At 45.5% G+C, this 13,341-nt stretch carries 14 protein-coding genes; 1 reads left to right on the forward strand and 13 read right to left on the reverse strand.

Annotation, left to right across the window (positions count from 1 at the left end; translation table 11 throughout):
* Positions 1-27: 27 nt before the first annotated feature.
* From kdsB to FW758_RS04145, 11 genes are all read right to left on the reverse strand, one after another.
* Positions 28-765, reverse strand: coding sequence for an 8-amino-3,8-dideoxy-manno-octulosonate cytidylyltransferase KdsB (kdsB, locus tag FW758_RS04095; protein WP_006081834.1), 738 nt, complete (start codon positions 763-765; stop codon positions 28-30).
* Positions 766-862: 97 nt separating this feature from the next.
* The gene (kdnB, locus tag FW758_RS04100) at positions 863-1,933 is read right to left on the reverse strand and encodes a 3-deoxy-alpha-D-manno-octulosonate 8-oxidase KdnB (RefSeq protein WP_259510407.1); all 1,071 of its coding nucleotides are present in this window, start codon (positions 1,931-1,933) and stop codon (positions 863-865) included.
* A 20-nt stretch (positions 1,934-1,953) separates the two neighbouring features.
* Positions 1,954-3,144 (reverse strand): 8-amino-3,8-dideoxy-alpha-D-manno-octulosonate transaminase KdnA, encoded by a 1,191-nt coding sequence (gene kdnA / locus FW758_RS04105; RefSeq protein ID WP_446444708.1) that lies wholly within the window; start codon positions 3,142-3,144, stop codon positions 1,954-1,956.
* A 194-nt stretch (positions 3,145-3,338) separates the two neighbouring features.
* Positions 3,339-3,956 carry a carbonate dehydratase gene (gene can / locus FW758_RS04110; protein WP_012089329.1) on the reverse strand — a complete coding sequence of 206 codons (618 nt, stop codon included), beginning with the start codon at positions 3,954-3,956 and terminating at the stop codon, positions 3,339-3,341.
* A 298-nt stretch (positions 3,957-4,254) separates the two neighbouring features.
* A complete protein-coding gene (locus tag FW758_RS04115) occupies positions 4,255-4,692 on the reverse strand; it encodes a hypothetical protein (RefSeq protein WP_063883509.1) in 438 nt (145 codons plus the stop codon).
* A gap of 10 nt (positions 4,693-4,702) precedes the next feature.
* The gene (locus FW758_RS04120) at positions 4,703-5,656 is read right to left on the reverse strand and encodes a porin (protein ID WP_446444709.1); all 954 of its coding nucleotides are present in this window, start codon (positions 5,654-5,656) and stop codon (positions 4,703-4,705) included.
* A gap of 14 nt (positions 5,657-5,670) precedes the next feature.
* Entirely contained in the window at positions 5,671-5,880 is a 210-nt protein-coding gene (locus FW758_RS04125; protein WP_446444710.1) for a hypothetical protein, read from the reverse strand.
* A gap of 320 nt (positions 5,881-6,200) precedes the next feature.
* The gene (locus tag FW758_RS04130; protein ID WP_446444711.1) at positions 6,201-7,031 is read right to left on the reverse strand and encodes an alpha/beta fold hydrolase; all 831 of its coding nucleotides are present in this window, start codon (positions 7,029-7,031) and stop codon (positions 6,201-6,203) included.
* A gap of 111 nt (positions 7,032-7,142) precedes the next feature.
* Positions 7,143-7,856, reverse strand: a complete 714-nt coding sequence (locus FW758_RS04135) for a M15 family metallopeptidase (RefSeq protein WP_446444712.1) — start codon at positions 7,854-7,856, stop codon at positions 7,143-7,145.
* On the reverse strand, positions 7,850-8,989 hold the full coding sequence (gene dapE, locus FW758_RS04140; protein ID WP_446444757.1) for a succinyl-diaminopimelate desuccinylase: 1,140 nt from the start codon (positions 8,987-8,989) through the stop codon (positions 7,850-7,852). Before dapE ends, FW758_RS04135 begins: the two co-directional genes overlap by 7 nt.
* Complete coding sequence (locus FW758_RS04145) at positions 8,989-9,333, reverse strand: ArsC family reductase (RefSeq protein WP_446444758.1); 345 nt, start codon at positions 9,331-9,333, stop codon at positions 8,989-8,991. The genes dapE and FW758_RS04145 overlap by 1 nt, the downstream gene beginning before the upstream one ends.
* A gap of 292 nt (positions 9,334-9,625) precedes the next feature.
* On the opposite strand from FW758_RS04145, the gene FW758_RS04150 reads away from it, so the two are divergent.
* Complete coding sequence (locus FW758_RS04150; protein ID WP_446444713.1) at positions 9,626-9,796, forward strand: hypothetical protein; 171 nt, start codon at positions 9,626-9,628, stop codon at positions 9,794-9,796.
* 289 nt (positions 9,797-10,085) lie between these two features.
* Here FW758_RS04150 and FW758_RS04155 read toward each other — a convergent pair whose 3' ends face one another.
* Both FW758_RS04155 and FW758_RS04160 read right to left on the reverse strand, forming a co-directional pair.
* Entirely contained in the window at positions 10,086-11,171 is a 1,086-nt protein-coding gene (locus tag FW758_RS04155) for a porin (RefSeq protein ID WP_107947730.1), read from the reverse strand.
* A 61-nt stretch (positions 11,172-11,232) separates the two neighbouring features.
* The gene (locus FW758_RS04160; RefSeq protein WP_446444714.1) at positions 11,233-13,101 is read right to left on the reverse strand and encodes a methyl-accepting chemotaxis protein; all 1,869 of its coding nucleotides are present in this window, start codon (positions 13,099-13,101) and stop codon (positions 11,233-11,235) included.
* Between the last annotated feature and the right edge of the window lie 240 nt (positions 13,102-13,341).

Raw genomic sequence — 13,341 nt, forward strand, 5'->3', positions numbered from 1 at the left:
ATAGACTCGCGCACGATTTAGCTGTGATTAATCAACCGCTAAACGTTGCTCACATTTACGAATATCTTCTGGCGTATCAACTTCAATAGAATCAAAGGCGCTAATGGCGATTTTGATTTTATGGCCGTATTCTAATGCTCGTAATTGCTCGAGTTTCTCCAGATCTTCTAGACGACCTAATGGTAGGGCGGCGAAGGCTTGGACGAATTTGCGGGTATAAGCATACACACCTAAGTGCTTATAAACGGGGTAATCTTGGGTGTCGCGGCCAAAAGGAATACGCGAACGAGAGAAATACAAGGCATAGTTGTTGTTATCGAACACCATCTTCACATGCATAGGGTCGTCAAGCTCGGCTTTATTGACGATTTCAAAGCCTAAGGTGGCCATTTCAAACTCACCTGGGTGACGCTCGAAGAGGCTGATAACTTGCTCGATGGATGTTGGGTCAATAAGGGGTTGATCGCCCTGTAGGTTGATCACTAAGTCGTCATCTTTCAGTCCCAGTTGGTTTATCGCATCATTGATACGATCTGTACCCGATGCCGCTTCTGGGCTGGTCATGACCACTTTGCCGCCAAAACCTTCAACGGCCGCTTTAATGCGGTCATCATCGGTAGCGACATAAATATTGGTGAGGCCTTTGGCTAACGACGCGCGTTCATACACGTGTTGGATCATTGGCTTGCCGTTAATCGGGGCTAAGGGTTTGCCCGGGAAGCGGCTTGAACCGTAACGAGCCGGGATTAACAGAGTCACATTCATCAAATTATCCTAATTTTATCAAAGATATACAGTATAGAAATACAATGCATATAGACAAAAGGGCTCACAATTGAGCCCTTTTAATATGTGTTAGAGCTTAGATGCGACGGAACAGGGCAGTCAACATTTCGTCTGTGACTTTCTCTTCCCAACCCGCGCCGTAAACGTTAGCCCATAGTGGACCCATGCTCTTAGTCACGGCAACCATTTTAGCGATGGTTTCGTCTGGCAGATCTTTACAGATGTTCTTCGGCAGTGTGATGTTGTGTTTCTTCATCATCAAACGGAACTCTTCAACACCTTCTGGATAGAATTCTTCTAACACGTCAAAGGCGATACAGTTGCCGATACCGTGGTGGTAACCCAGGATATAAGACAGACCGTAAGAAACCGCGTGACAGGCACCCACTTGGCTATAGGCTATGCTCATGCCGCCCATGAAAGACGCCATCATCAGCTTGTCGTCTTTTTCTATATGGTCGTCTAAGTACACTTGGCGACATAAATCCATGGCTTTTTCAGCGTAGGATTTAGAGAATTCGTTTAAGAAGGTACCTTGTAAAGATTCAACACAGTGGATATAGCAATCCATACCTGTGTAGAACCATTGGTCCGTTTCAACGCCTTCGATTAACTCAGAATCCATGATGATTTGATCGAATACTGTGTAATCTGAGTTCAGACCTAGCTTACGCACTGGACCACATAACACGGCGGTGCGTGACGCTTCTGCACCAGTACCAGAAATCGTTGGGATACCAATGTGGTGTACCGCTGGGTTCTTGATCAAGTCCCAACCTTGGTACATGGCAGAGCCACCTGGGTTGGTCAGCATCAGCGATACCGCTTTAGCCACGTCCATGGTTGAACCGCCACCTAAACCCACTACGCTGACAGGCAGTTTGCTATTAAAAGCTTGAACTTGCTCTGTTAACGTGTCGATTTGAATGGTGCTTGGCTCTTCATCAACGTTAACCCAAATCACCATGTCTTGTGCTTTAGCTGGGATACGGCCCTCAAGGGCTTTGCCTTGATGCACGTCATCGACTAAAAATACCACGAAGTCGTCGGCGGTTTTACGTTCAGCAGCTAACACTTCATCCAATTGGACGAATGAGCCACGGCCGAAGATCATTTTTTCAACTACTTTAAAATTCTTAAAACTCATTGCAACAAACTCCCGTAGAATTATTGGGCAAATGCTTTCTTGATGTTTTCGATACGCTCAGCAATCTGAGCATCGGTCCAAGACAACTTGATGAGCATAGAAATGGTGCGGCTCATAATGGCATCGGATTTAGGCACAGAAACTTGAGTATAGTCAGGTCTGTCGGCGATTAATGTGATTGGCAACGCAGCAGATGCCTTAAGCTCCTGAATGTGTTTCCAGTTTTTCAAATAATGCCAGTTGTTTACATACCAGTAGAAGCAGCCATCGACGCCGTTTTCAGCCAGTTTTTTGCTGATTTCAATAGTACGCGCTTCGGTTGGCAACATAAAGGTTAAGAAGCCCGCTGAGTCGCCTTCTGGATCGGGGATCAGGCGGAAGGTTACTTCTGGGATAGCAGCGGCCATCGCATCTTTAATGGTCTTTTTGTTTTTACGCTGGATATCGATAATGGTATCGAGTTTACGTAATTGCGCTAACCCTAAGGCGGCGTTCATTTCCGAAATACGGAAGTTCAAGCCAATGATAGGGTGTGACTCAGCGCCGCGGTCTTTACCAATGTGGTCATGGCCGTGATCGGAGAACATGTGCGCGTTGTTGTAGATTTCAATGTTGTTAGTGATCACTGCGCCACCTTCACCACAGGTGATGGTTTTGACTGAATCGAATGAGTAACAACCCACATCACCGATAGTACCTAGGGCTTGCCCCTTGTAGCTGCCACCAATGGCTTGGCAAGCATCTTCTAAAATCTTGATGTTATGTTTTGCACAGACGGCTTTGATCTCGTCCATCTTCGCCATAGAACCACACATGTGCACTAAGTTAATCGCTTTAGTACGTGGGGTAATCGCGGCTTCAATACCTTCTGGAGATAAACACAGTGTCTCGTCGATTTCGGCAAAAATGGGGATCGCGCCTGCCATAAAAATCGCTTCAACTGAGGCAACAAAGGTAAAAGGTGGCACGATAACTTCGTCGCCAGCGCCAATGCCCGCAGCCATCATGGCCGTTTGCAGTGCAGCGGTACCGCTTGATAAAAGGTGAGCATGCTTCACGTTCATTTTCTCGCAGAGCAATTGCTCCATATCGCGAGCCTTCCAGCGATCATTACGCATATGGTCGAAGTTGTAACGGAAGGTAAAACCGTTTTCCATAACGTCAGCGACTTCCTGCTTCTCTTCAGGACCAAATAATTCAAAACCGGGCATGGAAGGTATCTCCTTAGAATATGTCGCGCATAGGTCGCGCTGCAATTAACTGGCGGATTATAACTGGGGTAATAGACCCTTGCGATGTTTTATTGCTGAAAATTGCCATGGAAAAAGAAAAACCTGCACAGGGGCAGGTTTTATCTGAGCATAGATGACACTCAGCTGGGGGTTAAAAGCCTACATTCAGGCTGTTAGCGTGGATTGGCTAAGCCGTGTTCACGATCGACAGTGACATCTAAATCTGTCAGTAAACCGTTATCAATGCCGTAAATCCAGCCGTGTACTGCGACTTCTTGGCCGCGATCCCAGGCTTCTTGCACTATGGTTGAACTGGTGACGTTGGCAACCTGCTCAATCACGTTGAGCTCGCACAGGCGATCAAAACGTTTGGCTTCATCCATCTGTTTTAATTCATCTTGATAGATACGGTAGATATCACGTAAATGCCCGAGCCAGTTATCGATAAGGCCTAAACGTTGCTGACCCATGGCCGCGCGCACACCACCACAGCCGTAGTGACCTACCACCATAATGTGCTTCACCTTGAGCACATCAACGGCGTATTGCAGCACAGATAAGCAGTTAAGATCGGTATGGATCACCATGTTGGCAATATTGCGGTGAACAAAGACTTCACCCGGCATAAGATCGATGATTTGGTTAGACGGTACGCGACTATCCGAGCAGCCAATCCACAGATATTCAGGATGTTGCTGTTTCGCTAATTGCTCAAAAAAATCAGGATTTTCTTGACGTATACGTCCGGCCCAGCGGCGGTTGTTGTCGAATAAAGGTTTGAGTAGTTTCATTTTAACCTATTGTTTTATTGACATATAAAATGTCTTCTCATGCTCTAATTCATGCAAGCAGCACATTTTTAGCAAGAGTATACCAGCAAAATTGTTTCTGCTGGTCTATCCAATTAAGGTTTGAATCGGGATATTGAGAAATCGAGATTATTTTTTCTTAATAGTACTGTAAATGGATAGCTTCTCTCTGGGGATTCGAGCGCCATTTGCGGGTATGTTTGGGGTTAATATCGCGCTAATGCTGAGTGAAAACCTTGTCCGCCAGAGGTTAAGGCGGACAAGGATGATGCTAGATGGACTAGAACTTACTGATCACTTTTACGCTATCGTTCACTTCGCTGACGTCAACAAACCCGATCATATTGGGATTGGCGGCAATCAATGAGAGCATTTCAGCGCTAGAGTCGACGACTTTTGGCGGTTGGCCTTGGCCTGAAAAGACAAGTTTTGACCAATAGGCTTTAAGCTGACTCTCGGTTTTATTGAGGATCTGCTTCACGAACGCATCACGGGCGGGTGAGCCCTCGGGTTGATCGAGCGCGACCACAGTGCCGCCACTGGGGAAAGACTTAAGTTTACCTAAATAGATACGTGAAATATCCGCAGCGCTAATTTCTGACGTATTAGAAGGATGCACCACGACGGCAATTTCGGCTTGCACACTGGCACTGCCAAGCAAAAGCACACTGGCGACTAAGGTTTTCATCATCAACCGAGATCTTATTAATAGTTTCATGTTTAACTCCTTAAAAAACTAAGTCTATTGCCATACTCAGCAACTGTTCATCGGAGGACGGTTTGTCATTGCTGTAGTTGGTGTACTCCAGTTTTAGCGCGGCTGAGGGATGGAAATCCCAGCGTGTACCTATGATGTAGTAGGAGCTGTCTTCTTGCTGTGCTTCAAGCGCCGCTTTAGTACCAAAAACCAGAGGCGCTAGCGCAGCTTGGTTTGCTGGTGGCAGGCTATTGTATAGCGGTAACATGCCTTCATAGGCATCGTATTGTGGATCGTTTTTATCGATACCGTAGGTTAAGTGGAAGGTGAAATCTTTATAGCGGATCCCGCCGGAAACAAAGGCCGAATCTTGGATGTTAAAACTGCTGGGATCGACGTCAATGCGGGTGTATTCCGCCAACACGAACCATTTACCCGCATCATATTTAACGTTAGCGCCTATGAGTAACGCGCTGTCGTTAATGGGCAAAAGATCATCGACCACTTGCTGACTAAATAACCTTGTTTGGGCAATCGCATCGCCTAGGCCGAGTAGAGCGGGTAACTCGTAGGAGAAATCGGTCACTATGCCAATATTCAAGCCGTACTCAAACCCAGAGGTCACAAAGTTAAAGTTCATTATGTGGCCCTTGGCGGAGAAGGGCGCGGGAGGTGTTGATGAACCTATAGGTGCATAGTCGGAAACGGAAGTGGTGATGTATTTATAGGTCAACCCGACTTCGGTATCGCCCCATAAATCGGAATACACTAAACCGACACCTTCGCCTGAATTAAACGGCAACGAATAAACGCCGCGGGGCGGGGTGATCCAATGATAGGCATAGCCTACGTCAATATAATCAGAGTATTTATACAGGTTAAAGCGCTGGCGGCCCGCCATGAGCATAAGTTTGTCGCTGATGTCATAGGAGATATAAGCCCATTCAAATTCGGCACTGTAATCGTTATTGCCTCGGGATAGCACTTGCGCCGTGGCTCTTAAGCCACTGCCCAGATCGGCGGTAAATTGTAGGCAACTTTTGAATCGTTATTAAAGTTGAGCTCTTTGTCATAATCATAATAGCTTTTATCGTCACTGAGACTCGAACCCGCGACAATAGAGGCAAATCCATTTATTTGAACATCGGCATAAAGAGACGGCATATAAAGTGTGCTGAGCACGCAGAGGGCAACTGTACTTTTTCTCATGGCAGAATACCTTGTTGAGGGAATACAGTAATAAAGGTAGTTGATAAATGGTAGATTTCACCTTTATGCAACATTTTTTGAGACGTTGACATCAAAATGGTGATTTATACTTGTTAATGCTGATTTAACGGTGGAGTCTTGGAAAACTAGGCGAGCTAACCTGCGGTGCTAAATCAAGTAAAGCCTAATATATTCATGGGTTAAACAGGGGGGGAACGTGGATTTGGTATTGAGGGTATGGGTTAAGCCGAATAGCCATCTTCAAGATGCGAATGCCCACACCTTGAAGATTTTATTTAGCGACGGTATTTAGTGACAGATTAGTGATGTTTAGCGAGAAAATCGGCTAAGTGTTGATTGATAAATTCGGCTTGTTCAAGGGGCGAGATATGTCCCGCCGCAGGAATATGCACCAGTTGACTGCCATCGATGGCATCACTCATTAGGTAGCTTTCGAGCACACTGCGCGCTTTATCCTCAACGCCCGCCATGATGAGGCAGGGGAGTGTAAATTGCTCCGCACATTCCATGGTATCGCGACGACCAAAAATCATTCGTCCAAGTTTCACTATCGTTGGGATTTTTTCTGCTGAGATTGTGGCAAGGGAGTGTTCGAAGCCAGTGACCAGTTCAGGTGTGTTATGCGCGGCATTGTTTGCGAAGAACAAAGGTGAAATCGCACTGATAAGCGGCGCAGGAATCGCCTTAGCGGCGGTAATCATATCCAGCATGCCATCATATTTAGCGCGGGTCACTTCGGGTTCAAAACCGATAAAACTGTTGAGCATAACGAGGGTTTTAACCCTTGCTGGCGCCTTGAGTACCAGTTCGGCCCCCCACATTGCACCTACTGAAAGTCCAATAACACTAAACTGCGTGATGTCGAGACCATCCATTAAGGCCAACATGTGATCGGCAAGATCGAGCAGGGTTTTACCATTATCGGGCAGTAAATCTGACTGACCATGCCCCCACAGTTCTGGCACGATACAGCGGTAATGGGCGCTTAATGCGGCAATTTGAGGCGCCCACATGGCGCTATCCCACAAATAACTGTGACCAAACAACAATACAGGCCCTGTACCGACATCAAGGTAACTTAATTTACGATCGGCAATAATGAGCTGCTGACGGTGTGCAGAAAAATCCATAAAACCTACTTAATTAAATATATCATTATGTTAAGCCGTATTTTGGCGCCCATTTTGGCGATAGAGCGCTGGGCTTAACCTTTACAAAAATCTGCGGCTATTATTCCACAGCTAAGGCTGAGCGATACGCAGCACGTATTCATCCACTAGCGGATTTAATCGTGCGAGTACCGCATTTTTTAGCAACATATCACTGTTTTTTAAAAGAATTGCCAGTTCGGCACGATCGAATTGCGGCAATAATAATTGTGATACAGGGAAATAGCTGATGTGCCAAGGCTCAGGACTGACCGCGCTTTGTCCCTGTTGAAACGGGAAGTAAAAGCCAAAATCATGGGCATTTTCCACCAGCCAAGCATGCAGTTTGGCGCAGGGGCCAGCTTGGACATATTCAGCTTCAACAAGACGCAGGGCTTTGACATCAATTTGATTCGCATCGAACACATCGAGATCTGTGCCCCAGTGGTGACGTGAAGCACCGGGCAGCGCCGACCAGAGCAAAATCAAGTCGACGATGGCATCGTCACTCAATCCCTTAATACTTACCGCCTGCTCGTTGGCATCCAATACCGCGCGTTTACCGCTGGCCTTGGCATTCCAAATCGCCAGTTGTCGCTCAAAAGGGCGGTGGGCAGAGCAGATGGCGAGTGCTATGCCCGCATCTTTGGCTTTTTCCGCCATCGCATTAAAGGCGATGGCGGTGTTCGCTTCGATCCAAAAGCTATGATATCCAAGGTGATACGGACTTAAATATTCCACCAATTCAGGGGAGTTTAAGCCGTAAAGTCTTGCGGTTTCGGGGCGGATCTCGAGGTGTGTTAGCACAATAGTTGTTCCAAAATCACTTCATAACACAGGGCTAGCTGCTCAAGGTCGTCCACTTTAACGCATTCATTCACTTTATGAATGGTGGCGTTCACTGGGCCAAGCTCTAACACTTTAGCACCCGTTGGCGCGATAAAGCGTCCGTCCGATGTGCCGCCTGTGGTTTGAGGATCTGTCTCATAGCCTGTGACTTGGCGAATAGCAATACGGGTCGCGTCAAGCAGTGGGCCATCGCCGGTTAGAAATGGCAGGCCATTGAAAATCCAGCTGATATCGTAATCTAGCTCGTGGGCTTTCAATAAGGCTTCAACCCGCTCAATCAAGATATCGGCTGTCACTTCAGTGGAGTAACGGAAGTTAAACATCACGTCCAGTGCGCCGGGGATCACATTCGATGCGCCGGTGCCGCCATTAATATTGGCGATTTGGAAGCTGGTGGGCGGAAAGAACTCATTGCCATTATCCCAGTGCATCTGACTCAGCTCGGCTAAGAAAGGCGCGGCTTTGTGGATTGGATTATCGGCAAGATGTGGATAGGCCACGTGGCCTTGAATGCCTTTCACGGTTAAGTTGCCGGTTAAACTGCCGCGGCGACCATTTTTGACCACATCGCCCAGCTTTAGGGTTGATGAGGGTTCGCCGACTAACGCCCAGGTGATCTTCTCGTTGCGCGCTTCTAAGGTATCAATGACTCGCGTCGTGCCGTTGATGAAGGGGCCTTCTTCATCGCTGGTGATTAAAAAGGCGATTGAGCCATGATGATCGGGATGTTTAGCCACAAAACGTTCGGTGGCAATCACCATAGCCGCCAATGAACCTTTCATGTCCGCCGCGCCGCGGCCATATAAGTAGCCATCGATAATAGTGGGCACAAAAGGCGGCGTGTGCCAGTGGCTCACATCACCCGTTGGGACAACATCTGTGTGGCCGGCAAAACAAAAGACCGGACCTTCATTACCACGGCGAGCCCACATATTGGTGGTGTCTTCAAAAACCATAGGTTCGATATTAAAGCCGATGGCGCTGAGTCTTTCAGCCATTAAGGTTTGACAGCCTTCATCAAGTGGCGTCACTGAAGGGCGGGCGATCAGCGCTTTTGTTAGTTCCGTTACGGGATAATCATCGGCTGGCATCATAGTGAAAATACTCTTTTATAGGCGGCTTCATCAAAGCCAATCAGCACCAGTTCACCGACGACCAAGACGGGGCGTTTGATCAGTGTCGGTTGCGCCAGCATAAGTTGAATGGCTTTGGCTTGATCGATATCGGTTTTGTCTGCGTCACTGAGTGCACGAAAGCTCGTGCTGCGCTTATTGAATACGGTTTCCCAGCCTGAGGTGTTACACCAGAATTCGAGGTCTTCTTGACGTAGGCCGTCATCTCTAAAATCATGGAAGTGAACTGGAAGTTGATGATTTTCAATCCATTTGCGTGCTTTACGCACTGTATCGCAATTCTTAATACCGTAGAGGGTCAAAATGATGCTCCAGTGTGGATGGACGCTTGGCTGGCAAGCATTGATTTTGCTGGCATTGTGGCATTGTGCGGCGCATGTCACAAGTGGGATGTGTCGCTGAGATAGCGTGAGCATAAAAATGTCAGTGCATCCGCCTTTATATGCCTGTTGTTGCGGGCTGTAAGCGTTATCTGAGCATGGGGGAAAGTCTGTTCGTTTGTATTAAAAATAGGCTAAAGGCTTAAGCGTCACTTAAGTTTTCCGCTCTAATGTCTAAGCGTGTAATCGTTGTCATTAGTTGAGGGAAATCATCATGAATATCGCCAATGTGGGTCAATCATCTGCGAGCATGCAGTCATCATCGATACAAGCTCAACAGAAACAAGCCAATATCTCGCCTCAGAAAGTAGAGGAAGTTAATGAGTCATCCCAAGAGCGCGCGAAAGAGGCGGGCAAAGGGGAGCCAGTCGACACTTTTGCTTAAGTTGAAATAATGAAATTTACTATTTAAGCCTCTAATTGTTGCGCTTCATATTGCAGTTAAGATTGCACTTAAGGGCGATAATTAGAGCTGCAGTGAATTTTTTAAACGTTACGAGAGGCGGTAACAAACTACCGCTATCTCGCTGATTAGATGTTAGGAAGTTGAGCTAGCGCAAATTTTGGATCTGCTACTTTTACTGCAGGGGATTATTCCTGACATTAGGTTTAAGCCATAGATTTGTTGCATCTCTAACCCTATATTTTGCCAATTTGAATAAAACGAATCTGAATTAGAACTCCCAATTTAAATCAAAATCATAGCGAATGCCTAAGGCGATAATAGTGTCATCTTCGCGTTGATCATTATTTTGTTGTAAGTATTCTAAATGTGTACGGACATTTGCCGCAATTTGCCATTCTAAGGTGAGGTTATAGCCATCATAATCCTGACTGCTAGTATCTTCTATCCCATCTTTAAACCAAAAATACCCTAATTTTAGCTTATAGGCGTTAGCAAAAGGGATAGCCAGTGCACTGTCAAAAGTACTACCAGTGCGGTTGACTGCAGTTTCAAACTCGTAATCTTTAGCTTGATAGCCAACAGCAGCATATATACCAGAGCTAAACTCATATGAGATAACCGCGCCTGTCAGTTGTTCTTTTCCAGTTCTATTCGCGTTGGCATAGACATCTTGTTGTAAATATGCGGCGCCTAAGTGTAATCCATTCTTGTCAAAACCGGCTCCGACATTAATAGTATCAGCGCCGCTGCCACCAGAGTTGCCATCAAAAATTGCAGAAGCCATTACAGTAACGGGTTTGAGTTTCAGTTCGTATATCAAAGCATTATTAACAAAGAATGGACTCTCTTGGTTGTAACCAAACGGGCTGTTTGCATTGTTAAAAATATCAATGTACTCAGCGACTAAAGTGTATTGCACTGGCCGTTGACGTCCAAAGGTTATCTGACCAAAGGGAGAGCCTATTCCGGCGAATGCGAGGCGCGCCTCACCGAATCGACCATTATCATCGAGGCGAATCTTCCATTCTCCTTGGGCAATAGCATGCCAATTTGGGGCAAACTCGGTATCAGCTTTGACCCCTAAACGAGAGAGGGCATCACCTATATCCCATACATCGTCTGCTTTGTCTTGGTATTCTAAGGTTGGACGCAGCGAGCCGTAGAGAGAAAAGTGGCTATTGCGTAAGGAGGATTGCATTGATGGACTGGTTTGTGCAGCTTTCGCTTGTTGCTCCAATTCCTTCACTCTTTGCTCTAGCTGCTGCAGTCGATCTGACTCTTCCGTTTCTTGGGCATTAGCCTGTAGCGGTATTTGAAGAATAGTGCCTAGTACGAACAATGCGATTCTGCTCATGATGAGTACCTTTATTAAGATTTCCACCGTAAGTCATGGATGAATCCATGACTTACTATACCTAAACAATGAATTTATTAAGGATGGTATCTTGCTCTTTGATGTACTGAGTTTGCGTATGCATAGCCGTATTGGCATGAATAACTGTGTCTGATACTTGGACGGATAAGTCTTTAATTCTAATTGTATTATTATTAATTTCTTCGGCAACTAAACTTTGTTCTTCGGCTGCAGAGGCGATCTGTAGATTCATATCGCTGATCTGCAATATTGCTTCACGAATTTTGTCTAATGCGGTATTAGCACCTTGGGCGAGTGTAACCGCATCTTTTGCATTGTCTTTACTTTGACTCATGACCTCTGCAACAGCCCTTGCTCCTGTTTGGAGTTGCTCTATCATGTTACGGATTTGAGTTGTAGATTGTTGAGTCCTTTGGGCGAGGGTTCTGACTTCATCTGCGACCACAGCAAAACCACGACCAGAATCACCAGCTCTTGCTGCCTCAATGGCTGCGTTTAAGGCTAATAAATTTGTTTGATCTGCAATGTCATTAATGACTTTCAATATAGTGGCAATGTTGTCTGTTGCTGACCCTAAGGTGTTTACTTCAGCAACAGCCATATCGATTTTTGATGACAGAGCGTTAATAGCATTTGTGGTATCACTGACGACTTTGGAACCCACATTTGTCGCTTCATCAGCCTCTTTTGCGGCGGATGACGCCCCTTGAGCATTACGGGCTACGTCTGAAGACGTGGTGGCCATTTCGTGCATCGCAGTTGCAAGTTGTTCTAGTTCATGGAGTTGCGAGTTCATGGCATTAGTAGATTGCTGTAATTCTAACGATGTCATTTCTGAGCTTTTATGTATGAGTTGCCCAATTGACTTAGATTGAATGATCAGTTGCTGTAGATTTGCAGTGAAGGTGTTGAATCCTATTGCCAATGCTGAAAACTCAGTGTCTGTTTTAGTATTTAAGCGTTGAGTCAAATCACCCTCGCCGGAGGCAACATCTTGAATAGCATCATTTAAGGTTTGTAATGGGCGCATTAAACGGATAATCAAAAATAGTAGTACTGTGATACTGATGATTAAGGCAATAACGGAATAGATAATAGAACTATTGCGTAGGTTTGTGACTGCAGCATAGGCTATATCTTCATCTAAGATAACGCCGACATACCAGTCCTCTCCTGAAACTCGAGAGAAATCTAAGGTATAATTTTTACCATCTATGCTGACTTTTTGTGGCTTCTCCGTCACTTCAACATGTGGTAAATAGTCGCTCATTGGCGTGCCATTTCGTTTTGACTCTGGGTGCGCGATTGTCGTGCCATCTCCTGAAATAATAAAGACATACCCTGCATTAAAGAGCTTAACCTCATTGACGAGTTTGGCTAGACCTACGAGGCTGACATCGTAGAAAATAGCCCCAATGAACTCGCCATTATCTTTTACCGGTGTTGCAATTGAGACGAGAATTTCACCAGATGCTGAGTCAGCATAGGGCGCAGTGATAATCAGCTTATCGGATTTTTTTGCATCTATGTACCAAGGACGAATTCGTGGGTTCCATCCGGCGCCAGGGTCCCAACTAGGATTGTTATTTATGTTGCTACCATCTTTTTCATAGCCGAATCCGACAAGTATGAAGGTGTTTTTAACAACTGGACGAGTAATAACAGAAGTAATATGTGTGGGGCTGAGATCTTGCTCCAATAGACTTGTCGTGTAAGCGGCCATTTGTTTACGGGATTCAATTTCCGACGAAACAGTATTTCTAACCCCATCGACAATTTCGGTAACACTGGCTTCAACCTGTGACTTCATTTCATTTTGAATTGAAGAGTATTGTTTGGATGTTAACAGCGTTACTGTGACTAAAAGTAATATAGAGGATGCAGCTACAATCTTATGACTAAATTTCATTGTTTTTCCTCTTGAATATCAAAAAGCTTTCTTAGAGGTATAGTCATCATTTCATTCTAAAACAAGTCGTCATATTTATTTTTAAGTTTTTGTGATCAACAAGTGTTTATGGTCCCATTTTAGGTTGTAAATTTTGTCGAATTATTACTCATGCCGTTGCTGTATTACTGGATGAGTTATCCCTTGGTTACTCCGTATCTTCCTTTACACTTGTTTAACTTAAGCTGTCTGTTATATATT

Source organism: Shewanella sp. 1180_01 (genome assembly GCF_052850535.1).